At 58.4% G+C, this 22,588-nt stretch carries 23 protein-coding genes; 21 read left to right on the forward strand and 2 right to left on the reverse strand.

Annotated elements, in window-relative coordinates:
- Positions 1–66 precede the first annotated feature (66 nt).
- From AC6I8E_RS06835 to AC6I8E_RS06920, 18 genes are all read left to right on the forward strand, one after another.
- Positions 67–798 (forward strand): beta-ketoacyl synthase chain length factor, encoded by a 732-nt coding sequence (locus tag AC6I8E_RS06835; RefSeq protein ID WP_497824579.1) that lies wholly within the window; start codon positions 67–69, stop codon positions 796–798.
- Positions 791–1,591 (forward strand): lysophospholipid acyltransferase family protein, encoded by an 801-nt coding sequence (locus tag AC6I8E_RS06840; protein ID WP_201251595.1) that lies wholly within the window; start codon positions 791–793, stop codon positions 1,589–1,591. The genes AC6I8E_RS06835 and AC6I8E_RS06840 overlap by 8 nt, the downstream gene beginning before the upstream one ends.
- Before the next feature lie 13 nt (positions 1,592–1,604).
- On the forward strand, positions 1,605–1,862 hold the full coding sequence (locus tag AC6I8E_RS06845) for a phosphopantetheine-binding protein (protein WP_010669816.1): 258 nt from the start codon (positions 1,605–1,607) through the stop codon (positions 1,860–1,862).
- A 16-nt stretch (positions 1,863–1,878) separates the two neighbouring features.
- Positions 1,879–2,133: an acyl carrier protein gene (locus tag AC6I8E_RS06850; protein ID WP_013357401.1), complete on the forward strand. Its 255-nt coding sequence runs from the start codon at positions 1,879–1,881 to the stop codon at positions 2,131–2,133.
- Between the two features lie 6 nt (positions 2,134–2,139).
- Positions 2,140–2,703, forward strand: coding sequence for a COG4648 family protein (locus AC6I8E_RS06855; RefSeq protein WP_013357402.1), 564 nt, complete (start codon positions 2,140–2,142; stop codon positions 2,701–2,703).
- Entirely contained in the window at positions 2,700–4,019 is a 1,320-nt protein-coding gene (locus AC6I8E_RS06860; protein WP_497824690.1) for an AMP-binding protein, read from the forward strand. The genes AC6I8E_RS06855 and AC6I8E_RS06860 overlap by 4 nt, the downstream gene beginning before the upstream one ends.
- Entirely contained in the window at positions 4,006–4,353 is a 348-nt protein-coding gene (locus AC6I8E_RS06865; protein WP_095707404.1) for a 3-hydroxyacyl-ACP dehydratase FabZ family protein, read from the forward strand. The genes AC6I8E_RS06860 and AC6I8E_RS06865 overlap by 14 nt, the downstream gene beginning before the upstream one ends.
- Positions 4,347–6,056: a glycosyltransferase family 2 protein gene (locus tag AC6I8E_RS06870; protein ID WP_095707403.1), complete on the forward strand. Its 1,710-nt coding sequence runs from the start codon at positions 4,347–4,349 to the stop codon at positions 6,054–6,056. Before AC6I8E_RS06865 ends, AC6I8E_RS06870 begins: the two co-directional genes overlap by 7 nt.
- Positions 6,049–6,462: an acyl-CoA thioesterase gene (locus AC6I8E_RS06875; protein ID WP_013357406.1), complete on the forward strand. Its 414-nt coding sequence runs from the start codon at positions 6,049–6,051 to the stop codon at positions 6,460–6,462. The genes AC6I8E_RS06870 and AC6I8E_RS06875 overlap by 8 nt, the downstream gene beginning before the upstream one ends.
- Positions 6,456–7,064, forward strand: coding sequence for an outer membrane lipoprotein carrier protein LolA (locus AC6I8E_RS06880; RefSeq protein WP_201251598.1), 609 nt, complete (start codon positions 6,456–6,458; stop codon positions 7,062–7,064). The genes AC6I8E_RS06875 and AC6I8E_RS06880 overlap by 7 nt, the downstream gene beginning before the upstream one ends.
- On the forward strand, positions 7,051–9,357 hold the full coding sequence (locus AC6I8E_RS06885; RefSeq protein WP_497824580.1) for an MMPL family transporter: 2,307 nt from the start codon (positions 7,051–7,053) through the stop codon (positions 9,355–9,357). The genes AC6I8E_RS06880 and AC6I8E_RS06885 overlap by 14 nt, the downstream gene beginning before the upstream one ends.
- On the forward strand, positions 9,354–9,926 hold the full coding sequence (locus tag AC6I8E_RS06890) for a DUF3261 domain-containing protein (protein WP_418162285.1): 573 nt from the start codon (positions 9,354–9,356) through the stop codon (positions 9,924–9,926). Before AC6I8E_RS06885 ends, AC6I8E_RS06890 begins: the two co-directional genes overlap by 4 nt.
- On the forward strand, positions 9,923–11,089 hold the full coding sequence (locus AC6I8E_RS06895) for a beta-ketoacyl-[acyl-carrier-protein] synthase family protein (RefSeq protein WP_497824581.1): 1,167 nt from the start codon (positions 9,923–9,925) through the stop codon (positions 11,087–11,089). The genes AC6I8E_RS06890 and AC6I8E_RS06895 overlap by 4 nt, the downstream gene beginning before the upstream one ends.
- Positions 11,079–11,555, forward strand: a complete 477-nt coding sequence (locus tag AC6I8E_RS06900) for a hotdog family protein (RefSeq protein ID WP_033782599.1) — start codon at positions 11,079–11,081, stop codon at positions 11,553–11,555. The genes AC6I8E_RS06895 and AC6I8E_RS06900 overlap by 11 nt, the downstream gene beginning before the upstream one ends.
- The gene (locus AC6I8E_RS06905; RefSeq protein WP_033782600.1) at positions 11,552–12,283 is read left to right on the forward strand and encodes a 3-ketoacyl-ACP reductase FabG2; all 732 of its coding nucleotides are present in this window, start codon (positions 11,552–11,554) and stop codon (positions 12,281–12,283) included. The genes AC6I8E_RS06900 and AC6I8E_RS06905 overlap by 4 nt, the downstream gene beginning before the upstream one ends.
- A complete protein-coding gene (locus tag AC6I8E_RS06910) occupies positions 12,280–13,515 on the forward strand; it encodes a beta-ketoacyl-ACP synthase (protein WP_497824582.1) in 1,236 nt (411 codons plus the stop codon). Before AC6I8E_RS06905 ends, AC6I8E_RS06910 begins: the two co-directional genes overlap by 4 nt.
- 132 nt (positions 13,516–13,647) lie before the next feature.
- Positions 13,648–13,791 carry a hypothetical protein gene (locus AC6I8E_RS06915; RefSeq protein WP_010246429.1) on the forward strand — a complete coding sequence of 48 codons (144 nt, stop codon included), beginning with the start codon at positions 13,648–13,650 and terminating at the stop codon, positions 13,789–13,791.
- A 40-nt stretch (positions 13,792–13,831) separates the two neighbouring features.
- On the forward strand, positions 13,832–14,005 hold the full coding sequence (locus tag AC6I8E_RS06920) for a hypothetical protein (protein ID WP_013357414.1): 174 nt from the start codon (positions 13,832–13,834) through the stop codon (positions 14,003–14,005).
- Here AC6I8E_RS06920 and AC6I8E_RS06925 read toward each other — a convergent pair.
- Complete coding sequence (locus AC6I8E_RS06925) at positions 13,993–15,156, reverse strand: beta-glucosidase (protein WP_497824583.1); 1,164 nt, start codon at positions 15,154–15,156, stop codon at positions 13,993–13,995. The two genes, AC6I8E_RS06920 and AC6I8E_RS06925, sit on opposite strands and share 13 nt — an antisense overlap.
- A gap of 155 nt (positions 15,157–15,311) precedes the next feature.
- On the opposite strand from AC6I8E_RS06925, the gene AC6I8E_RS06930 reads away from it, so the two are divergent.
- Positions 15,312–16,772 (forward strand): phospholipase D family protein, encoded by a 1,461-nt coding sequence (locus AC6I8E_RS06930; protein ID WP_147788405.1) that lies wholly within the window; start codon positions 15,312–15,314, stop codon positions 16,770–16,772.
- Between the two features lie 168 nt (positions 16,773–16,940).
- Here the strand turns inward: AC6I8E_RS06930 and mdoC are convergent, their stop codons facing one another.
- Positions 16,941–18,083 (reverse strand): glucans biosynthesis protein MdoC, encoded by a 1,143-nt coding sequence (gene mdoC, locus AC6I8E_RS06935; protein ID WP_013357417.1) that lies wholly within the window; start codon positions 18,081–18,083, stop codon positions 16,941–16,943.
- A gap of 268 nt (positions 18,084–18,351) precedes the next feature.
- On the opposite strand from mdoC, the gene AC6I8E_RS06940 reads away from it, so the two are divergent.
- Both AC6I8E_RS06940 and mdoH read left to right on the forward strand, forming a co-directional pair.
- The gene (locus tag AC6I8E_RS06940; RefSeq protein ID WP_179291200.1) at positions 18,352–19,887 is read left to right on the forward strand and encodes a glucan biosynthesis protein G; all 1,536 of its coding nucleotides are present in this window, start codon (positions 18,352–18,354) and stop codon (positions 19,885–19,887) included.
- Positions 19,880–22,432, forward strand: coding sequence for a glucans biosynthesis glucosyltransferase MdoH (gene mdoH / locus AC6I8E_RS06945; RefSeq protein ID WP_497824584.1), 2,553 nt, complete (start codon positions 19,880–19,882; stop codon positions 22,430–22,432). Before AC6I8E_RS06940 ends, mdoH begins: the two co-directional genes overlap by 8 nt.
- Positions 22,433–22,588 lie beyond the last annotated feature (156 nt).

Raw genomic sequence — 22,588 nt, forward strand, 5'->3', positions numbered from 1 at the left:
TGCTGAGGGCAGGGGTGACGATCCGATGAACGCCGACTCCACACGTATGACGAAAAGAGTGTTGAGATGAAGCTCACTTACTCACTGGTCGACTGGCAGGCTCTGGCTCCGGGATTACACGGGCGCGAGGCCTGGCAGAACTGGGCACAACAGGGCATGGCTATCGACCCGACTGAGGTGATGGCAAAGCCGCAATTTTTACCGATGATGACAGCACGTCGTCTGAGCGGGGGCAGTCGTGCGGCAGTAGAGTGCGGGCTGGCGCTGCTGGCGCGTCAGCAGGTTGACGCGATCGTGTTTACCAGTCGTCACGGTGAACTGGAGCGTAATCTGCGTATTCTCACCACCCTGGCGGATCAGCAGGCCATGTCCCCCACGGATTTCGCCATGTCGGTTCACAACTCGGCGGTCGGCAGTCTGACCATTGCGGCAAAAGCGCCACTGGTCTCCACCTCTATTGCGGCAGGCATGGACTCTTTTCAGCAGGGGCTGATTGAAGTCAGTGCTCTGCATCAGTCGGGTTATCAGAAGGTACTGCTGGTCGATTTTGACGGTATCGTGCCTGATTATTATCTGCCGTGGCTGTCGGAACAGTGCGTGAATGTCCCCTATGCGGTGGCGCTGCTGCTGCGTGCGGGCGAAGAGCTGTACTGTACGGGCAGCGCCGGAAAAGAGGAGCGCGCAGAACCGCGGTTGCCGCAGAGCCTGCATTTTCTGCAGCAGTGGCTGGCGGAATCGACCACCTTCAGCCTGCCAGGCGAACGCCTGACATGGCACTGGGAGAGAAATCATGGCTGATTGTTCACAACCGGCGTTGTTCGCGGGCAGTCGCGTTAACTACTGCTGGCGGCTAATGATGACGGCGGTGAGTTTTACGCTATTTGGCCTTGGCGGGTTGCTGCTGTCACTGATTGGCTTCAATCTGCTGCTGCTGGTTCAGCGTGATTCGCTGCGCCGCCGTCAACTGGCCCGACGCGCTATCGCCTTCAGCTTTCGCTGCTTTCTGCGGTTCTGCCGGATAACCGGCGTCTATGACTACCGCATTGAAGGGGCAGAGCAGCTGCAACAGGATCGCGGTTGCCTGATTGTCGCTAATCATCCGTCACTGATCGACTACGTGATGATCGCCTCGGTACTACCAGAGATGGATTGTCTGGTCAAAGCCGATTTGCAAAAGAACCCCTTTATGCGTGGGGTGATTCGCGCCGCCGACTATCTGATCAACAGTGAAGCAGAGACGCTGCTGCCGGACAGTCAGCAGCGACTGGCGCGCGGCGACAACATCCTTATCTTTCCGGAAGGTACCCGTACCCGCTATGGTCAGCCGCTGACGCTGCAGCGTGGGGCCGCCAATATCGCGGTGCGTGCCGGATGCGATCTGCGCGTGGTTCACATCACCTGCAGCCAGCGGATGCTCGATAAACAGAGCCGCTGGTATCAGATTCCGCCGGTTAAACCGCTGTTTACCGTGCGAGTACAAACGCGAATCGACAGTCAGTCGTTTTGTGAAAGCAATCCCGATGCGCAGCCGCTGGCCGCGCGTCGCCTGACCCGCCATTTAGAGCAGGCGCTGGTCCCCCAGAACAGGTAAGACGAAAACCGGTATGGATTCATTAATTAACGATATCAAACAGATGATTATCGACACGCTGAACCTTGAAGATCTTAGCCCCGATGATATAGAGACCGACGCGGCGCTGTTTGGCGACGGACTGGGGCTGGACTCCATTGATGCACTGGAACTTGGCCTGGCAGTGAAAAATCGCTATGGCGTGGCACTTTCTGCGGAGAGTGAAACCCTGCGTGCCCACTTCTTCTCTGTTGCGACGCTGGCAGCGTTCGTCAACCAACAGCGCGGCTGAAAGCGGAGACAACCTTATGATGAACAAACAAGAGATTTATCAGGAAGTGGCTTCGCTGCTTACCAGCCTGTTCGAAATTGCCCCTGAGGATATCCATCCTGAGGCACGGCTCTATGAAGATCTTGAACTCGACAGCATTGATGCCGTCGATATGGTGGTTCACCTGCAAAAACGTACCGGCCGTAAAATTAAGCCGGAAACCTTCCGCACGGTACGTACCGTCCAGGATGTGGTGGATGCAGTAGAACAACTGATGCGCGAAGACGCCTGATCCCCTGTGCCTGCTGCCACTCTTCGTCTGCTCAATCTGCTTACGCTGCTGACCTGGCCACTGCTGGTCTGGCTGGCACTGACTCAGTCGCACTGGCAGGGGCTGTTCTGGCTGCTGGCGCTGCTGTTTAGTCTGCGCTGGCTGCAGCTGCGTCGTCAGCAGAATGCTATGGGCGCGGTCATGGGCTGGCTGGCGCTACTCGGCGCGCTGCTCTGTGTCAGCAGCCAGCTGTTACGCGCTCAGCATCTGCTGCTCTGGTATCCGGTGGCGGTTAATCTGGCGATGCTGCTGGTGTTTGGCGCCTCACTCTGGAGTGCGATGCCGCTGGTGGAACGCATTGCCCGGTTACGCGAGCCTGAGCTGCCTGCTGCCGCGATACTTTATACCCGCCGCGTGACTCAAATATGGTGTCTGTTTTTCATCGGCAACGGCAGCATGGCGCTGTTTACCTGTCTGAATGGCGATCTGCGGCTCTGGACGCTGTGGAACGGCGGCATCAGCTATCTGCTCATCGCCGCGCTGATGGGGGCTGAATGGCTGATTCGTCAGCGCGTGAGGCGGAAAGCATGAGGGTGGCTGACTGGCTGACAGGAGATGAGCGCGAGGTCGCCTGGCGCGGCGATCAACCGCTGATGCTCAGCACGATGTATCGTCAGGTGCTGGCACTCAGCCAACGCTTAACGGCACAGCCGGGCAGGCACTGGGCGCTCTGTTTCGATGACAGTTACCGATTTTGTGTCGCGCTACTGGCATGCTGGTACGCCGGTAAAACGCCGGTGATGCCGGGACACAGCCGTGCCGCGCTGCTGGATGAGATGGCTGATCGGCTGGATGGCGTACTGTGTGACATGCCGCTGGCGGTCAGTCTTCCGCTGCTGGCGAGTGACGACGCAGAAGCGCAGGGGCAGTTACCGCCGCTGCCGGCACGTTCAGCGCTGGTGCTCTTTACCTCGGGATCGACCGGCGCGCCGCGTCAGGTGGTGAAGTCGCTGGCGGTGATGGAGCAGGAGAGCCAGTGGCTGCGCAACCTGTGGGGCGATCAGTTGCGAGGCTGCCGGTTCATCGCTTCGGTCAGCCATCAGCATCTCTACGGTCTATCGTTCCGGATTTTTTTGCCGATGATGCTCAGGCTGCCGTTTTCCGCCCAGCCACTGTTTTACGGTGAACAGCTGGCTCAGCTCCTGCACGACTGTCGTTATGCATTTATCAGCAGCCCGGCCTTTTTATCGCGGCTGGACAGCGGGCTTGTCGCGCCCGCCTGTGAACTGATTGTCTCTGCCGGTGGCGCACTGCGCGGTGCCGATGCGGAACGGGTGTGGCAGCGCTTTGGCTGTCCGGTCAGTGAGATCTATGGCAGCACCGAAACCGGCACGCTGGCCTGGCGTCAGTGTGATAGAACCAACGCGCCGTGGCGCTGCTTCCCGGCAGTCAGGCTGGAGCAGGTGACGCCCGATCGCTGGCAGGTCTGGTCGCCACTGATTGCGGGTGAATGCGGCCTTCCGCTTGACGATCGGTTGAATATGCAGCCGGACGGCGGATTCCAGCTGGCAGGACGTCACGATCGCATCGTAAAAATCGGCGATAAGCGCATCTCGTTAAGTGAAGTGGAGCGACGTCTGACCGACCTGCCGGAGATAGACGATGCTGCGGCGCTGGTGGTCACGCGTCATGAGCGTCAGGCGATTGGCGTTGTGTTGTCGCTGAACAGCACGCTGGACGACGCAGCATTGCATCAGCGCAGACAGCAGTGGAAGCGCCAGCTGCAGCGCTGGCTGGAACCGCTGGCGATGCCGCGCTACTGGCGTGTTGTCGCAACCATTCCGGTTACCCCCCAAAGTAAACGCGCCTGGCCGCAAATAGAGGAACTTTTCCATGTTGCCGATTGAACGCAGCCGGGAGCTGCAGGCGGACAGCGTGACGCTGACCCTGCAGATTGAAGCCGGACTGTTCTGGTTCCAGGGCCATTTCGCGACCCTGCCGATTCTGCCTGGTGTGGCACAGCTCGACTGGGTCATGCACTACGGGATATTGCTGCTTGCGCCCGGAAAACAGTTTGCCGCCATTGAAAACATCAAATTTCAGCAGCCGGTCACACCCGACTCTCTGTTACAGCTCCATCTTGACTGGGACGCTGAAAAGTCGCGTCTGAGCTTCCGTTACAGCCTGCTGAGTGACAACGGCGAGCAGAGTGCCAGCAGCGGGAAGATTGCACTGTGTTAAACACCGCATTTTCGCCCTGCGTAGTGATCCCCTGCTACAACCACGGCGCAATGATGGCGTCGGTGCTGGCGCGGCTGGCTCCCTTTAATCTGCCGGTGATCGTGGTGGATGACGGCAGCGATGCCGCCACCCAGCTTCAGCTGGCGACGCTGCACGCTCCGCAGCTCAGCCTGCTGCGGCTCGACAGTAATCAGGGCAAAGGCGCGGCAGTGATCCACGGTCTGCGGGCCGCGGCGGCACGTGGTTTCACTCATGCAGTGCAGCTCGACGCGGACGGCCAGCATCAGGCAGAAGATCTGCCGCTGATGCTGGCAGAAGCTGAACGTTATCCCGATGCGCTGATTTCCGGTCAGCCGCTGTATGACGACTCGATCCCCAAATCACGCCTTTATGGTCGCTACATCACGCATTTCTGGGTCTGGATTGAAACGCTGTCGCTGTCGATCCGCGACAGCATGTGCGGCTTCCGCGTCTATCCGCTGGCCGCGACGCTGGCGCTGTGCGATCGCCGTGCTATCGGCCAGCGCATGGATTTCGACACCGAAATTATGGTGCGACTCTACTGGCAGGGCATCCACAGTCGCTTTATCCCGACCCGCGTAACCTATCCCGCCAGCGGGCTGTCTCACTTCGATGCACTCTATGACAACCTGCGCATCTCCTGGATGCACACCCGGCTCTTCTTTGGCATGCTGCCGCGCATTCCCCGGCTGCTGACGATGCGTAAACCGCCAGCGCACTGGTCAGTGGAAACAGAACGGCGCGGACAGTGGGGATTACGCTTTATGCTGGCGGTCTATCGTTATGGCGGCCGACTGCCTTTTACGCTGCTGCTCTGGCCGGTGGTGGCGATTTACTGGCTGAGCGGTCAGCGCGCACGCACGGCCTCCCGGCAGTGGCTGGCGCAGGTGACGGCCGCCGCACAGCAGCGGCAGGTAGCGTTACCGCCCCGGCTTAACAGCTATCGCCATTTCCTGCGCTTTGCCGGGGCGATGCTGGATAAAGTGGCCAGCTGGCGCGGCGATCTGCGCTGGGGACGAGATATCGATTTTGCGCCGGGCGCGGAAGCGGTAATCCGCGCGCCTGCGGGTCAGGGCAAGCTGATTCTTGCTTCTCATCTTGGCGACATTGAAGCCTGTCGCGCCATGGCGCAGCAGGTTAGCGGGCTGGTGATTAACGCGCTGGTGTTTACCGACAACGCCCGGCGTTTTCGGGCGGTGCTGGAAACCATCGCCCCACAGGCGGGCGTCAATCTGATGCCGGTCAGCGATATCGGCCCGGAGACGGCGATCCTGCTGCAGCAGAAGCTGGATGCGGGCGAGTGGGTGGCAATTGTCGGGGATCGCACGGCGGTGAATCCGCAGCGCGGTGGCGAGCGACGGGTGATCTGGAGCGACTTTCTGGGTCGTGCTGCCCCGTTTCCTCAGGGGCCGTTTGTGCTGGCGGCCGCATTGCGCTGTCCGGTGCTGCTGATGTTCGCCCTGCAGCAACAGGGTAAGCTGCGCATTCACTGTGAGCCGTTTGCCGATCCGCTGCTGTTGCCACGGGCGCAGCGTCAGCAGGCGCTGCAACAGGCGGTCGATCATTACGCGGAACGGCTGGCCCATTATGCGCTGCTGGCACCGCTCGACTGGTTCAACTTTTTCGATTTCTGGACGCTGCCTGAGCAACAGGCGCACCACAAGGAGTCTGACCATGACTGAACATCATGCTGAAGTCGTGCTGACCGTCTCATTCCACGACTGCGACCCGATGGGCGTGGTCTGGCACGGTAACTATTTCCGCTTTTTCGAAGTGGCGCGCGAAGCCCTGCTGCGCAGCATTAATTACAGCTATGCCGAAATGGCCGCCAGCGGCTACGTCTGGCCGGTGGTCGATACCCGGGTCAAATATCGTCAGCCCCTGCGCTGCGAAGAGACGATTCGCGTCAGCGCACGGATTACTGAATATGAGAACCGCCTGCGCATCGACTATGAAGTGCGCAACGCTGCCGATCTGATCACGACCAAAGCACATACCCTGCAGGTAGCGGTGGAGAAGGAAAGTCAGGCGTTATGCTTTGTATCGCCCGACATTTTACTGGAACGTTTAGGAGTGAAAGGATGCTGAAAATAGTGCTTACCAGCCTGTTGCTGTGGGCCGGTGCCGCCAGTGCGGTCACACTGGATCAGCTTCAACAGCGTTTTGCCAGCCAGCCGGTGATCCGGGCAGACTTCACCCAGACGCGCACCATCGCAGGCATGCGTCAGCCGCTGGTGTCGCACGGAGAGATGCTAATCGCCCGCGAACAGGGATTGTGGTGGCATCAACAGACGCCGTTTGTGATGACCCTGCTGCTGGATGATAAACGAATGGTGCAGAGCCTCAGCGGTCAGAAGCCGCAGGTGATCACCGCCGACAGTAATCCGCAGATGTTCCAGTTCAACCATCTGCTGCGGGCGCTGTTCCAGGCCGATCAGAAGGTGCTGAATGAGAACTTCAGCGTGGTCTTCAGCGATCGTGGCAATGGCGCCTGGACGCTGGAACTGATGCCGAAAGCCGCGCCGCTCAACAAAATCTTCAACCGTATCTCGCTGGCGGGCAGCGCCTTCCTGGATAGTATCAACCTGGACGATAAGCAGGGCGATAAGACGCAGATTCAGCTCAGCAACACCCGTATTGAACCGCCACAGTTAAGCGACGAGGAGCAGGCGCGTTTTGCGGGGCCGTAATGATCGGCTGCTGGCCATTCTGTGGCTGGCCCTCTGCCTGCTGCTGGCCGCCGCGCTCGCTTTTCTGTTGCCGCGCAGTCAGCTCAACAGCAGCGTGCTGGCGCTTCTGCCGCAGCAGAATCTGGGCGCGGCACCGCCTGCGCTGCAGCAGGGCTTTATGCAGCGGCTGGATCGCCAGATGGTGTGGCTGGTTTCACCCGGTGAGCAGGACGATCCCCAGGTCGCCGCCTGGTGGCTGGCTCAGCTGCGCGCGTTGCCTGATCTGAAACAGGTGCAGGGCGATCTTGATGGACAACAGCAGCAGCAGTGGGGCCGCTTTGCCTGGCAACACCGTAACGGCCTGATTGATGAGGCGACGCGCAGCCGGTTGCAGAACGGCGGCGAAGCGCAGGCCGACTGGCTGCTGGCGCAGCTCTTCTCGGCCTTCTCGGGCGTCAGCAGCAAAGAGTTGCAAGGCGATCCTTTGATGCTGGTGCGCGGTTCGCAGCTGGCGCTGGCCCAGAACGCTGGGCGGATGACGTTGCATGATGGCTGGCTGACCGTAAAAAATGAGCAGGATCAGCAGTGGTATTTTCTGCATGGCGAGCTGGCAAATAACGCCTTCAGTATGCAGCAAAGTCATGCGCTGGTGACCCGGCTCAGCGCGCTGGAACAGCAGCTTAAAAGCCGCTGGCCGCAGGCGAAACTGCTGACGCGGGGCACGGTGCTGTTCAGCGACAACGCCAGTCAGCGTGCTCAGCATGATGTCAAAACGCTGGGCAGTGTGACGCTGGCTGGCGTCGTCCTGCTGGTGCTGCTGGTCTTCCGCTCACTGCGTCCGCTGCTGCTGACGGTGACCTCCGTGGCCATTGGCGCAATGGCGGGCACGGTGATGACGCTGCTTTGCTTCGGCGAGCTACATCTGATGACGCTGGTGATGAGCCTGAGTATTGTCGGCATCTCGGCAGATTACACACTCTATTATCTCACCGAGCGCATGGTGCACGGCGATCAGCAGACACCGTGGCAGAGCCTGCGTAAAGTGCGTGGCACGCTGCTGCTGGCGCTCGCGACCACGGCCATTGCCTGGTTGCTGATGCTGCTGGCGCCGTTTCCGGGGCTGCGTCAGCTGGCGGTGTTTGCCGCCAGCGGCTTAACCGCCTCCTGCCTGACGGTGATTCTGATCTATCCGTGGCTGGTTCCTGGATTACCGGTGCGTCCGGTGCCGCTGATGGTGCCCCTGGCCCGCTGGCTTGCTGCCTGGCGTCGTCAGCGTGGGCTGCGTGTCGGATTACCCGTATTGATGGCCATCTTCGCCGTGTCCGGGATTGCTCAGCTAAAAGTGGATGATGACATCGCGCATCTGCAAAGTGCGCCTGCGCAGCTGCTGGAGCAGGATCGCCAGCTGGCAACCCTGACCGGCCAGCGCGCCGATCAGACCTGGTTTGTGGTCTGGGGCGATGATGCACAGCAGACGCTGCAGCGGCTGGAAAAACTGGCACCGGACCTGCACCAGGCGCAGCAGCAGGGCTGGTTGCAGCGCTATCGTCTGCTGCCGCTGTCGTCACTGGCGCAGCAACAGCAGGATCTGCAGTTGCTGCAGCAGGCCGCTCCAACGATTACGGCTCGCGTGCAGCAGGCGGGGATAGCGCTGGCCGCGCCGGATCTGACCCCGATGCCGGTGACGCCAGAGGCCTGGCTGGCGAGTCCGCTGAGTGAAGGCTGGCGACTGTTGTGGCTGACGCTGCCGGACGGGCAGAGTGGCGTTCTGATCCCCACCAGCGGCGTCAAAAACAGCGCCGCACTCGCAGAGCTGGCTAAGCAGCATCCGGGCATCAGCTGGATCGATCGCAAAGCGAGTTACGATTCGCTGTTCAGCTTCTGGCGGACGTTACTGAGCGGATTACTGGCGCTGGCGCTGCTACTGATTACCCTGAGTTTTGTCGTGCGGCTGGGATTAAAGGCGGGCTTACGCAGCTCGCTGCCGTCGCTGCTGTCGCTGGCGATGGCGCTGGCCACGCTGGGCTGGATCGGTGCATCGCTCAACCTGTTCGCGCTGCTGGCGCTGATTCTGGTGCTGGGCATCGGAATTAACTACACGCTATTTTTCAGCAACCCACAGGGGACGCCGCTGACCTCGCTGCTGGCGGTATCGCTGGCGATGATAACCACCTTACTGACGCTGGGAATGCTGGTCTTCAGCAGCACCAGCGCGATTGCCAGTTTTGGTACCGTATTATGCAGCGGCATCTTCAGCGCGTTCCTGCTGTCGCCGCTGGCGATGCGACCCACCCGATCAAGGAGTAAACGATGATCCGCGCCGCCTTTATTCTGCTGACGGCTCTGCTGCTCAGCGCCTGTGCCGGCCATGCACCCGACAGCAGCCGTCCCGCTGCCTGGCTGAAACCAGGCGTGAAAGTGACGCTGCCACCGCCGGGCATCCGTCCGGCCTTCCAGCAGCAGCAGTTGCTGACCGGGCAGGTTAAAGGTCAGAGTCAGTCACTGCTGGTACTGCTCAGCGCCGATGAACAGCAAATCGATCTGGCCGGGCTCTCTTCGGTGGGTATCCGCCTGTTCAGCCTGCGCTACGATGCCAGCGGTATTCACACTCAGCAGCTGATGCCGCTGCCGCACATGCCACCCGCCAGTCAGGTGCTGGCGGACATCATGCTCAGCTACTGGCCGCTTGAGGTGTGGCAAAAACAGCTGCCGCCAGGCTGGACGCTGCAGGATCAGGGGTTAAAGCGCCTGCTGATCGATGCCGATAACCAACTGGTGACCGAAATTGATTATCTGCAACGCGGTAATCAGCGCCAGCCGATCAGCATTCAGCAGCATGCCTTTGGCTATCAGATCCGCATTCAACATCTGGACGCCTCATGATCTACATCTCTGCCATCGGCATGCTGAATGCCCTGGGTAATGACAGTCAGCATATTGCGGCCAGCCTGAAAAAAGGTGAGGCACCCGGCATGCAACTGCGTCATGGCTGGCTGAGCGGTGATCGTACCTGCTGGCTCGGCAGGGTTGACGGCGAATTGCCCCCGATCCCGGTCGCCCTGAGTGCGCACAACACCCGTAATAATCAGCTGCTGCTTGCCGCGCTGGCGCAGATCCGCCCGGCACTTGATGCGGCGATTACGCGCTATGGTGCCAGCAGAGTGGCGATTGTGCTGGGGACCAGCACCTCGGGCGTGGATGAGGGCGATCAGCAGATTTGCGGTAGCCAGCCGGATTATCACTACCAGATGCAGGAGCTGGGCGATCCTTCCCGTTTTCTGGCTCACTATCTGCATCTGGATGGCCCGGCCTATACCATTTCCACCGCCTGTTCCTCCAGTGCCCGTGCCATTATCAGCGGCCAGCGGCTGATCGCGGCAGGGCTGGTGGATGTGGCGCTGGTGGGCGGTGCGGACTCGCTAAGCCGGATGCCGATTAACGGCTTCGACAGTCTGGAATCGCTGTCGGAACGCCGCTGCGCCCCGTTCAGCCGCGATCGCGACGGCATCTCGATTGGCGAAGGGGCCGCGCTAATGCTGCTGACGCGCGAACCGCAGCCGCAGCCGCTGGCGCTGCTGGGCGTCGGCGAATCTTCTGACGCCTGGCACATGTCTGCGCCCCATCCGCAGGGTGAGGGCGCTGAACGGGCGATGCGCATGGCGCTGCAACAGGCGAATCTGTTGCCGCAGCAGGTGGGTTATATCAATCTGCACGGCACAGCGACGCCGCTGAACGATCAAATGGAAGCCGCCGTGATAGCGCGTCTGTCTGGCAATGCAGTGCCGTGCAGTTCGACCAAACATCTGACCGGCCATACGCTCGGTGCGGCGGGCGTATGCGAAGCCGCACTCAGTGCGCTGATCCTGCAGGAAAATCTGCCGCTGCCCGCGCAGGATTTCAGTGAGGCGGCGCAGGATGAGACACTGCCGGATTGCGGCTTGCTGTTACAGCCACAGGCGCTGCAACGGCCGGTCATCGCCTCTAATTCATTCGCCTTTGGCGGTAACAACACCTGTCTGATTCTGGGGCGGCCTGATAATGATTAACTCTCCCGCGGCGCTCTGGCTGCCGCACGCTGCACCGATGCTGCTGCTTGATCAACTGATTGCCGTCGATGATGAGCAGGTTCACTGTCAGGTTTCGACCTGCGCTGGTGGCTTACTGGCACCGTTCCTGACGCCACAGGGTGAACTGCCCGCCTGGTTTGGCGTGGAGATGATGGCGCAAACTGTGGGCGTCTGGTCGGGCTGGCATGCAAAGCAGGGCGGTGCAACCCTGATCCCACCCGGTATGCTGCTGGGCGGACGCGGCTGGCGGGCAGAGCATCCCCGGTTTCCCGCTAATGTCACGCTGGATATCCGGATGACGCTGCTGATGCGCGACGACCGCATGGGCAGCTTTGAAGGCGACATTCGTTATGGCACGCAGCGGCTTGCCAGCGGCCGTCTGAATACTTATCAACCCAATGAAGCAGAGTTACAGCAATTAATGTCACAAGGAAATCAGCCATGACAGATTCAGTATTGGTCACGGGCGCCAGTAAAGGCATAGGCCGCGCAATAGCGCTGCGTCTCGCTCAGGATGGCTATCAGGTTATCGTACATTTCAACCGCGATCGCGATGGTGCTGAGCAGTGCCTGCAACAGATCGAGACTGCAGGCGGCAGTGGACGGGTGCTGGGATTTGATGTTGCTGACCGGACGGCAACCCGCGCCGCGCTGGAGGCGGACATTGCGCAACACGGTGCCTACTATGGCGTGGTGAGCAATGCCGGTATCAGCCGTGATGCAGCCTTTCCCGCGCTGACGGATCAGGAGTGGGACAGCGTAATCCATACCAATCTCGACAGCTTTTACAACGTGATCCAGCCCTGCGTGATGCCGATGATCGGCCTGCGACGCGGTGGCCGCATTATCACGCTCTCTTCGGTATCCGGGATGATGGGCAATCGCGGCCAGGTCAACTACAGTGCGGCGAAAGCAGGCATTATTGGTGCCACCAAGGCGCTGGCGATTGAACTGGCTAAACGTAAAATCACGGTTAACTGCATCGCGCCGGGGCTGATCGACACCGGCATGGAAGGGCTGGAGCCGCAGGTGATTGAAGAGGCGATGAAGATCGTGCCGATGAAGCGCATGGGTGCGGCTGAAGAGGTCGCCGGGCTGGCGAGCTATCTGATGTCCGATATCGCCGGTTACGTGACGCGTCAGGTGATTTCGATTAATGGAGGCATGCTGTGATCCAGCGGGTCGTCGTAACCGGCATGGGCGGCGTGACCGCCTTTGGGGAGTCCTGGGCTGAGATCTCGGCACGCATCCGTGCTGGCCGCAATGCGGTACGTTTTATGCCGGAGTGGCAGGTTTATGACGGACTGCATACTCTGCTGGCCGCGCCCGTGGATGATTTTGTGCTGCCTGCGCACTACACCCGCAAGCGTATCCGCGCCATGGGCCGTGTTTCGCTGCTGGCAACGCGCGCGACCGAGCTGGCACTGACTCAGGCGGGCCTGATTGATCATCCGGTGCTGACCAGTGGAGAAACGGGTATCGCCTACGGTTCGTCGACCGGCAGCACCGGGCCGGTCAGCGAGTTCGCCACCATGCTGACGGAAAAGCACACTAACAATATTACCGGCACCACCTATGTGCAGATGATGCCGCATACCGCTGCCGTTAATGCCGGGCTGTTTTTCGGCCTGCGCGGCCGGGTGATCCCGACCTCCAGCGCCTGCACCTCTGGCAGTCAGGCGATTGGCTATGCCTGGGAAGCGATTCGTCACGGCTATCAGACGGTGATGGTGGCGGGGGGAGCCGAAGAACTCTGTCCGTCGGAAGCCGCAGTGTTCGATACGCTGTTTGCCACCAGCCAGCGTAACGACGCTCCCCACACCACGCCCGCGCCTTTTGATCAGCAGCGCGATGGTCTGGTGATTGGTGAAGGGGCAGGCACGCTGATTCTGGAGTCGCTGGAACATGCTCAGGCGCGCGGCGCCACCATTTACGCCGAGCTCACCGGTTTTCACACCAACTGTGACGCGGCCCATATCACGCAGCCGCAGCGGGAAACCATGCAGATTTGCATCGAGCGGGCATTACAGAGTGCAGGAATTACAGCGTCAGAGGTGGGCTACGTGAATGCGCACGGCACAGCCACTGAGCGCGGTGATATGGCCGAAAGTCTGGCGACTGCGGCGGTATTTGGCGAAACCACGTCCATTTCTTCATTGAAATCCTATTTTGGTCATACGCTGGGTGCCTGTGGGGCGCTGGAAGCCTGGATGAGCATTGAGATGATGCGCGAAGGGTGGTTTGCGCCAACCCTGAACCTGACACAACCCACCGCCGACGGTGGTCAGCTGGATTACATCATGGGTAAGCCTCGAGAGCTGGAGACCGACTATATCCAGAGCAACAATTTTGCCTTTGGTGGAATTAATACCTCACTGATCTTCAGGCGCTGGCGCGGCGTCTGATCTCAGGCCCGTGCTGCACTGGCACGGGCCGGTTTATCTTTCAGAAGAAAAAACCGGACGATAATCAGCCTTTGATTTACACTGTCACCCGCCGCATCACTGTCGGCGATCCCTATTTTTCACAGGATAGTTATGTCTTTGCCCTTGCCGCCCGACGATCACGATGAGCCGATTCGCCAGTCACTTGACGATGCGCACTTTGCGATAGTGGTGCTTGCGGTGACCTCGGTAACGCTTATAATCTTTGTGCTGATGATTACGCTCTGGATGAGCTGACGCAGACAGGGGATCCAACGGACTGAATAAGGAGAAGGCGATGGACTCCGGAGATGATAAATTAATTGCAATTATCGGTTTACTGGCTGCCTGCCTGATCGGGGTGACCTTCCTGTTTACGATGGTCTGGCTTACCGACGTTCGTCATCCTGCCGACCCCACGCTCGACGTTCAGTCCTGTCACCCCAAAAAGTCACCGTCTCAGCCTGTCTGATTACGCGTCGCAAACTTAATCTGCTGACTGCGCAACACCAGCGCTAACGCCTCATGCAGGTTCCGGTTGCCATTGGGATCGGCTAATCCCAGCAGCGGACCTGGCGAACGTCGGTCATCGGCCCAGGCGGGATATTCCACCACCGGATAGAGCGATATCCCCTCCACCGCAATGCCCTGATCCAGCGCCACCGCCACATTTTCACTGATCTCCTGTAGCCAGGGCGCACGTGCATCACCTTCTGCGCCGGTTTCGGCAATCAGCATCGGACGCCGTAAGCGTTGCCAGCACTGCGCCAGCAGAATATGCAGCGGCTCGCGCACCGGATCATCTTGTGACATCGGCTGATTGGGGAAAAACCAGTGGTTGTCGGGATAGTAGTTCAGGCCCAGAATATCCAGGCAATCTTCACTGCCGCCTAACTCCTTATCAACGCGGCCAGCCAGCATATCCCAGGCTTCAAACTGCGCCTGGTGATGCGCATCGGCATAAGGCTTGCTGTCCGGGTTATCAGGATGATGGGCAATCTGAACCAGCGGGTCGGTCAGCACAAAGCGTGCCTCCGGATAGACGTCGCGAATCGCATGAATCGCCGCCAGCGAGGCGCGGACCAGCTGGCGCTTCAGCTCTTTACCACGCTGTGCGGCATGGGGATTAAACCAGGCGACATCCGCACCGGCCCACGACCAGAATGAGATTTGATTCACCGGTGTAAAAAAGGGGCGCTCAATGCCCTGGTCGCGCATCAGTTGCGCCATCGCGCGGGCGAACCGGCTAAAATGATCAACAAATTCGGCTTTCCAGATATTAAGATGATCGGGATAACCAAAGTGCGCCAGCTCCCAGATGATCTCCATCTGCTGACGTCGTGCGGCGTCAACCATGGGCAGAAAGCTCTGCCAGTCATACTGACCGGGAATCTTTTCAATCAAATGCCAGCGCGCACCGTCGCGGGCGGTGAGCAGATGCTGCTCAGCCAGCGCGGCATAATCTTTTTCCAGCAGCATATCGTGTCCGCTGCTGATCACCATATCCAGACGTTTCCCTGGCGTACGGCAGGCGGTGGAGCAGGGGAAACTGCCCTGGAAAAAGCTGCGAAACAGGCTGGGATGGTAGCGCTGGCGGGCATCTGTAAGGGATTGATGAGACATATTCCTCTCCTGCCGGACAAATGCCGGTCACAGATCGTCCGGTTAAGTCTAGACTAAAAAACGCCCGTGACCGCTCACTCAATCGGAGCAGAGGTATGGCGTCAGACACCGGGCCGGGGAATAATAAAAATAACTGCATTTTACAGGGAATTTTCATGACCGAAGCGTTTGAGCTCTCGCAGCCATCAGAACAGACCAGCTGGCTGGAAACACGGCTGGAGCCCCAGTGCCAGCGCCATCCGGGGCTGAGCGGTGTCCATCAGCTCAGCGACGGGCTGGATGCCTTTGCTGCCCGCTATTTGCTGATACAGAAAGCGGAGCGTTCACTCGATATTCAGTATTACATCTGGCAAAACGATCTCTCTGGCCGGCTGCTGTTCAGCGCTGTACTGGAAGCAGCCCGGCGCGGCGTGAAGGTACGGCTGTTGCTGGATGACAATAATACGCCGGGTCTGGACGAGACGCTGGCCCAGCTTAATCGCCATCCCAATATTGAGGTCCGGCTGTTTAACCCATTCTCGTTTCGTACGCTGCGAGCGCTGGGCTATCTCACTGATTTTGCCCGTCTGAACCGCCGCATGCACAACAAAAGCTTTACGGTGGATGGCGTGACGACCGTGGTCGGCGGGCGCAATATCGGCGACGAATATTTCGGCACCGGTAATGAACCGCTGTTTGCCGATCTCGACGTGATGGCGATTGGCCCGGTGGTGAAAGAGGTTGCAGAGGATTTTGAGCGCTACTGGCACAGTAAGCCGGTGTCGCCGCTGCAGAAGGTGCTGGATGACGAGGCGCCGGAAGAGGACAGTGTGAGTCTGCCAGCAGAATGGCGTCACAGTGAACCGGTGCAGCGCTACCTGCAGCGGCTGGAAAATTCATCGCTGCTGCAGGAGCTGGAAGAGGGGACGCTGGCGCTGACCTGGGCAAAAGCGCGCCTGCTGAGTGACGATCCGCGTAAAGGGCTGGGTAAAGCACGCGCCAGAAGCCTGCTGCCGCAGCGGATGCTGGAGGTGATTGGCACGCCACAACAGCAGTTCGACATCATCTCGGCCTACTTTGTGCCAACCCGCGCAGGTGTCGCCCAGCTGCTGGCGCTGAAGCGCAAAGGGGTGAAAATTGCCATTCTGACCAACTCGCTGGCGGCCAACGATGTGTCGATTGTTCATGCCGGTTACGCTAAATGGCGCAAAAAGCTGCTGCGCCACGGCATTGCGCTTTATGAGCTGAAACCGCAGGCGGGCGTCCCTGAAGCCCCGCACGACCGGGGCTTAACCGGTAATTCTGGCTCCAGCCTGCATGCCAAAACCTTTTCGGTGGACCAAAAAACGTTGTTTATCGGCTCGTTTAACTTCGATCCCCGTTCAGCCGTGCTGAATACCGAGATGGGACTGGTTATCGAGAGTGCGGCGCTGGCCGGAGAAACGCATCAACGTTTCAGCCAGTCGATGTGCGATCGGGCATGGACACTGCGGCTGGATAAGTGGGGACGGGTAAACTGGCTGGAGTATCCGGATGAGCCGCAGCAGATCGTGCACAAGCACGAGCCGGGCTGCTCCTGGTGGCAACGGCTTCAGGTGCGGTTAGTGTGGCGACTGCCGATTGAGTGGCTGCTGTAAGATCCAGGATGGACCCTGCGCGGGCTCAGGGAGCATACGCCCTTCGCAAAGACGCAAAACCCGCCATCCATGGCGGGCTCAGCGCGGGCCATCCCTGGCCCGCTATGCTTTGCTACTGGCGTTTGCTCCCATCGCTTTAATTTTTTGTGCTGTCTGTATATAACACCATCAATTCCCTTGTCCGGCCTGTTTGCGCTCAAACTTCCCGGAGAACAGGAACCGCAGCAGCGGGATGCGCAGGTGAATCTCATACAGCAGAAACGCGATGCCAAACACCATCAACAGGCCAACGAAGAAGCCCAGCGTGTTATTTTCGATGCGCGGCGTGACATAAATGCCATACAGCAGCGTCAGCGGATGGTGCACCAGGTAGATAAACAGCGATGCATTGACCAGATACATGATGCGCGGTGAATGCGCGTTCAGCAGTTTGTGACCAAAGCAGAAGCAGACGTTCAGCATGCAGAGGCCCATCAGCGTCGTGATGATCGCATCCAGCTCATATAACCAGCCATCGCCGCTGCTCAGTCGCTGATTGGTACAGTAGGCGACAAACATCAACACCGCGCCAATCCACATCACCGGATTAAACCGTACAAACAGCTGCTTCAGCGGTGGATGCTTCCACGCCAGCGCCCCGAGCATAAAGAATGGCAGATAGAAAAGTGTCTGCATCACAACAATGCTGAACAAACCATCCATCAGCCAGGCGGGCTGAAACATAAACACCAGACGGCGGAACACGCACCACACCAGCGCCCACGCCAGCATGCCAGCGGTCAGTGCACCCCAGCCAACCCGCGTGTAATCAATGGTGCGATGCTGATCGCGCAACCAGCGGAACGTCACCATGCCCAGCGTAGTCAGCATCACCAGCACCACCAGGAACCACAGGTGTGAAATCAGCTCCCACATCAGGTTATTAAACTTCTGATACGGCGTGAAACGCGGCCAGTCAGCCAGTTTATCTGTCCACGCTTTCAGCATGAAAAATTGCGGCAGCGTGAGCAGCGGAACGGCGGTGAGAAGCGGTATCCCCACGCGTTCCAGTCGCACCTTCAGGAAACGGCGTGGCTGATAGCGCAGATACAGCATGTAGGAGAAATAGCCCGAGATGACAAAAAAGACCTGCATGCGAAACGCATGGATAAAATCATTCAGCAGCGTCAGCCATAACGAGGCCTCCTGGCTGTTTACTGCCCATTTCTGTGCTGAGTAGATGAGGGAAACGTGAAACGGCACCCCCAGTAACATCAGATACGCGCGGATGGAGTCGAGGAAGTATTCACGTTCAGGTTTTACAGTACTCATAAAGTTCCAGTTCGTTAGTACGTTTGGCCAGTTTCACCCTGAAACCGGATTATGCTCGGGCAAAATTCTACCTGGGATAAACCGGGTATACTATCAGTGGAATCCGTAGTGTCTAATTGTCCTAAAAGTAGCGTTAAGCCTGACGAAATGCGGGAACAATGTTGCGCATAAGCTGTCGGAAAACCGAATAATCCTTTAAGATAAACGGGTTTGATTTAAGCACACGAAAGGGGGGGATGTGCTGACTAAAGAAAAAAATAAAGCCGGACTGATGAAGGTACGCTGGATTGGTACTGCGGTTCTGCTGGCGTTGTACGCTAATAACAGTTGGGCGTTTAACATCGATGATGTTGCAAAACAAGCCAAAGCGTTGGCAGGGAAAAGCTTCGAAGCGCCTAAAAGCAATTTACCCTCTCAATTTCGTGAAATGAAATTTGCTGATTATCAGCAGATCCAGTTTAACCACGATAAAGCGTATTGGGGCAAACTGCGCACGCCATTCAAGCTGGAGTTCTATCATCAGGGTATGTACTTCGATACCCCGGTGCAGATTAACGAAGTGACCGCCAGCGCGGTGCGCGAGATTAAATACAACCCCGATTATTTTAATTTCGGTAATGTAAAACATGACGCGGATGCGGTGAAAAACCTCGGTTTTGCCGGTTTCAAAGTGCTTTACCCTCTTAACAACAAGGGTAAAAACGATGAGATCGCCAGCTTCCTGGGTGCCAGCTACTTCCGGGTGATCGGTGCCGGTCAGGTTTATGGCCTGTCGGCGCGTGGACTCGCCATCGATACGGCCCTGCCGTCCGGTGAAGAGTTCCCGCGTTTCAAAGAGTTCTGGATTCAGCGTCCTAAACCACAGGACAAACAGCTGGTGATCTATGCACTGCTCGATTCGCCGCGCGCGGCGGGTGCGTATCGCTTTGTGCTGCATCCGGGTGAGGCGTCAACCGTTGATGTGCAGTCAAAAGTTTACCTGCGTGATAACGTCGGCAAACTGGGTATTGCGCCGCTGACCAGTATGTTCCTGTTTGGTCAGAATCAGCCATCCACGGTGAACAACTTCCGTCCGGCACTGCACGACTCGGACGGTCTCTCCATCCACAATGGCAACGGGGAGTGGATTTGGCGTCCGCTGAATAACCCGCGTCATCTGGCGGTGAGCACTTACACCATCGAAAATCCAAAAGGTTTTGGTCTGCTGCAGCGCGGGCGTGACTTTAACAACTATCAGGATCTTGATGACCGCTATGACCTGCGTCCAAGCGGCTGGGTTGAGCCAATCGGCGACTGGGGTAAAGGCCGGGTTGAACTGGTTGAAATCCCGACGGCAGACGAAACCAACGACAACATCGTTGCGTTCTGGACGCCAGAGACACTGCCAGAGCCTGGCAAAGAGATGAACTTCAAATACCGTCTGCATTTCTCGCGCGACGAAAACCAGCTGCACTCCGATGATACGGCCTGGGTCAAAAATACCCTCCGTTCAGCGGGTGACGTGAAGCAGTCTAATCTCGTGCGTCAGCCGGATGGCACCGTGGCTTTCACCATCGACTTCGTGGGTAAAGACATGAGTAAGATGGCGGAAAACAGCCAGGTGGCCCCGCAGGTCAGCGTCGGCAAAAATGCCGATGTGGTTGAGCAGAGCGTACGTTATAACCCGGTCACCAAAGGCTGGCGTCTGGTGTTGCGTCTGCGTGTGAAAGATACCAAGCAGTCCACCGAAATGCGTGCGGCCCTGGTAAGCGGCGACAAGACATTGACGGAAACCTGGAGCTATCAGTTACCTGCCAATGAATAAATCCACTTTTACACCTCAACGTTATGTGGAATCTCTGCCGCTGGATGCGGCAGGGAAGGCCCGCCTGAGCGTCTCATTGCAGAATGCCGGCGAGTTCCACTTCATCCATGATGCGCTGGGCAGGGATGTCGCAGCCAGTGATCGTCCCGACGATGCGCCGTTAAAATCGGTCTCATCGCGGGTCGAAATGGCCTGGCCCGATTCGCTGGCCGACGGTCAGCAGTTGGGTAAAGATTATCTCGACCGCACCACGCTGAAAGCGATGCCGAAGGTCAAACGCTCACTGATGTTCCCGGAAGCCTGGCGTACCAACCCGGTTGCCCGTGCCTGGGACTCACTGCGTGGACACAAATCGGTGCCGCGTTATGCCAATGCGGAAGAGCAGCGTGCTGAAGAGAAGTGGCGTCATGTCGGTTCGATTCGCCGCTACATCCTGCTGATCCTGACCATTTTCCAGACCGTGGTTGCCACCTGGTACATGAAGAGCATTCTGCCCTATCAGGGCTGGACGCTGCTGGACCCGATGGAGATGATCAATCAGAACTGGCAGCAGTCGGTGATGCAGATCCTGCCCTATGTGTTGCAGACCGGCATCCTGTTCCTGTTCGCTATCTTGTTCTGCTGGGTTTCAGCCGGTTTCTGGACCGCCCTGATGGGCTTCCTGCAGCTGTTGATTGGCCGTGACAAATACAGTATCTCGTATTCAACGGTCGGAGATGAGCCGCTTAATCCGGCGCATCGTACCGCGCTGATTATGCCGATCTGTAATGAAGACGTTGAACGTGTCTATGCGGGTCTGCGTGCAACCTGGGAGTCCGTGGTTCGCACCGGGAACGCTGAACATTTCGACGTCTACATTCTCAGCGACAGTTACGATGCGGATATCGCCATTGCCGAGCAGAAAGCCTGGATGGAACTGGTGCGGGATGTTGGCGGGGCGGGCAAGATCTTCTATCGCCGCCGTCGTCGTCGCGTGAAGCGTAAAAGCGGTAACATCGATGACTTCTGCCGTCGCTGGGGTAGCAACTACAGCTACATGGTCGTACTGGATGCCGATAGCGTCATGAGCGGTGAGTGTCTGACCGGTCTGGTGCGCATGATGGACGCGAATCCGAATGCCGGTATCATCCAGTCGTCGCCGAAAGCCTCAGGTATGGATACGCTCTATGCGCGCTGTCAGCAGTTCGCTACCCGCGTCTACGGTCCGTTGTTTACTGCCGGTCTGCACTTCTGGCAGCTGGGCGAGTCTCACTACTGGGGCCATAACGCCATTATCCGCGTGAAACCCTTTATTGAGCACTGTGCGCTGGCCCCGTTACCGGGTGAAGGCTCCTTTGCCGGTTCGATCATGTCGCATGACTTCGTTGAAGCCGCGCTGATGCGTCGTGCAGGCTGGGGCGTCTGGATTGCTTATGACCTGCCGGGCTCTTATGAAGAGCTGCCACCGAACCTGCTGGATGAGCTGAAGCGTGACCGCCGCTGGTGTCATGGTAACCTGATGAACTTCCGCCTGTTCCTGGTAAAAGGGATGCACCCGGTTCACCGTGCGGTATTCCTGACCGGTGTCATGTCCTATCTGTCGGCTCCGCTGTGGTTCATGTTCCTGGCGCTCTCCACTGCCTTACAGGTGGTGCATACGCTGATGGAACCGACCTACTTCCTGCAACCCAGACAGCTGTTCCCGGTCTGGCCGCAGTGGCGTCCTGAGCTGGCGATAGCGTTGTTCTCAACCACGATGGTGCTGCTGTTCCTGCCGAAGATGCTGAGTGTGGTGTTGATCTGGTTTAAAGGATCGAAGGCCTACGGTGGTCCGCTGCGCCTGCTGGCATCACTGGTGCTGGAAACGCTGTTCTCGGTGCTGCTGGCACCGGTGCGCATGCTGTTCCATACGGTGTTCGTCGTCAGTGCTTTCCTTGGCTGGGAAGTGGTGTGGAACTCACCGCAGCGTGATGACGATGCCACTCCATGGAGCGAGGCGTTTAAACGTCACGGTTCGCAAATGGCATTAGGTCTGGTGTGGGCAACTGGTATGGGACTGCTGGATCTTAACTTCCTGTGGTGGCTGGCTCCGATTGTCTTCTCACTGATCCTGTCCCCGTTTGTTTCGGTGATGTCGAGTCGCTCAACCCTGGGGATTAAGAGCAAGAAAGCCAAATTGTTCCTGATCCCGGAAGAGTACTCGCCGCCGCAGGAGCTGGTCGATACCGATCGCTATGTGCTGCTGAACCGCGAACGCGCGCTGGAAAATGGCTTTATGCATGCCCTGTTCCATCCCGCCTTCAACGCGCTGGCAACGGCACTGGCGACATCGCGTCATAAGCAGAGTCAGTTACTGGACTATGCGCGTGACCGCCGTGTGGATCAGGCGCTGAGCGAAGCTCCGGATAAACTGGGTCGTGAACAGCGTCTGCAGTTGATCAGCGATCCGGTGGTGCTGGCCCGTGTTCACACCCGACTTTGGGAAAATGCGGACAAGTATCATCAGTGGGTAGAGAGTTATCAGAAACTTAACCTCAACCCGAACGCGCTGGCAAAAAACGCGTAATCTGAAAAAGCGGCAGCGATGCCGCTTTTTTTATCGGATTAAAACAGCGTCAGGATGATAAATTGAGTGCTGGACGCTACCGCAGGTAGCGCGTGACGACTTCAACGGCTGTTCAGGGCGGATATCAGTGGTGAAAGGGTTATTAAAGACAGGCGT

It is taken from the genome of Pantoea sp. X-Soil-YNGN-785 (assembly GCF_059730585.1).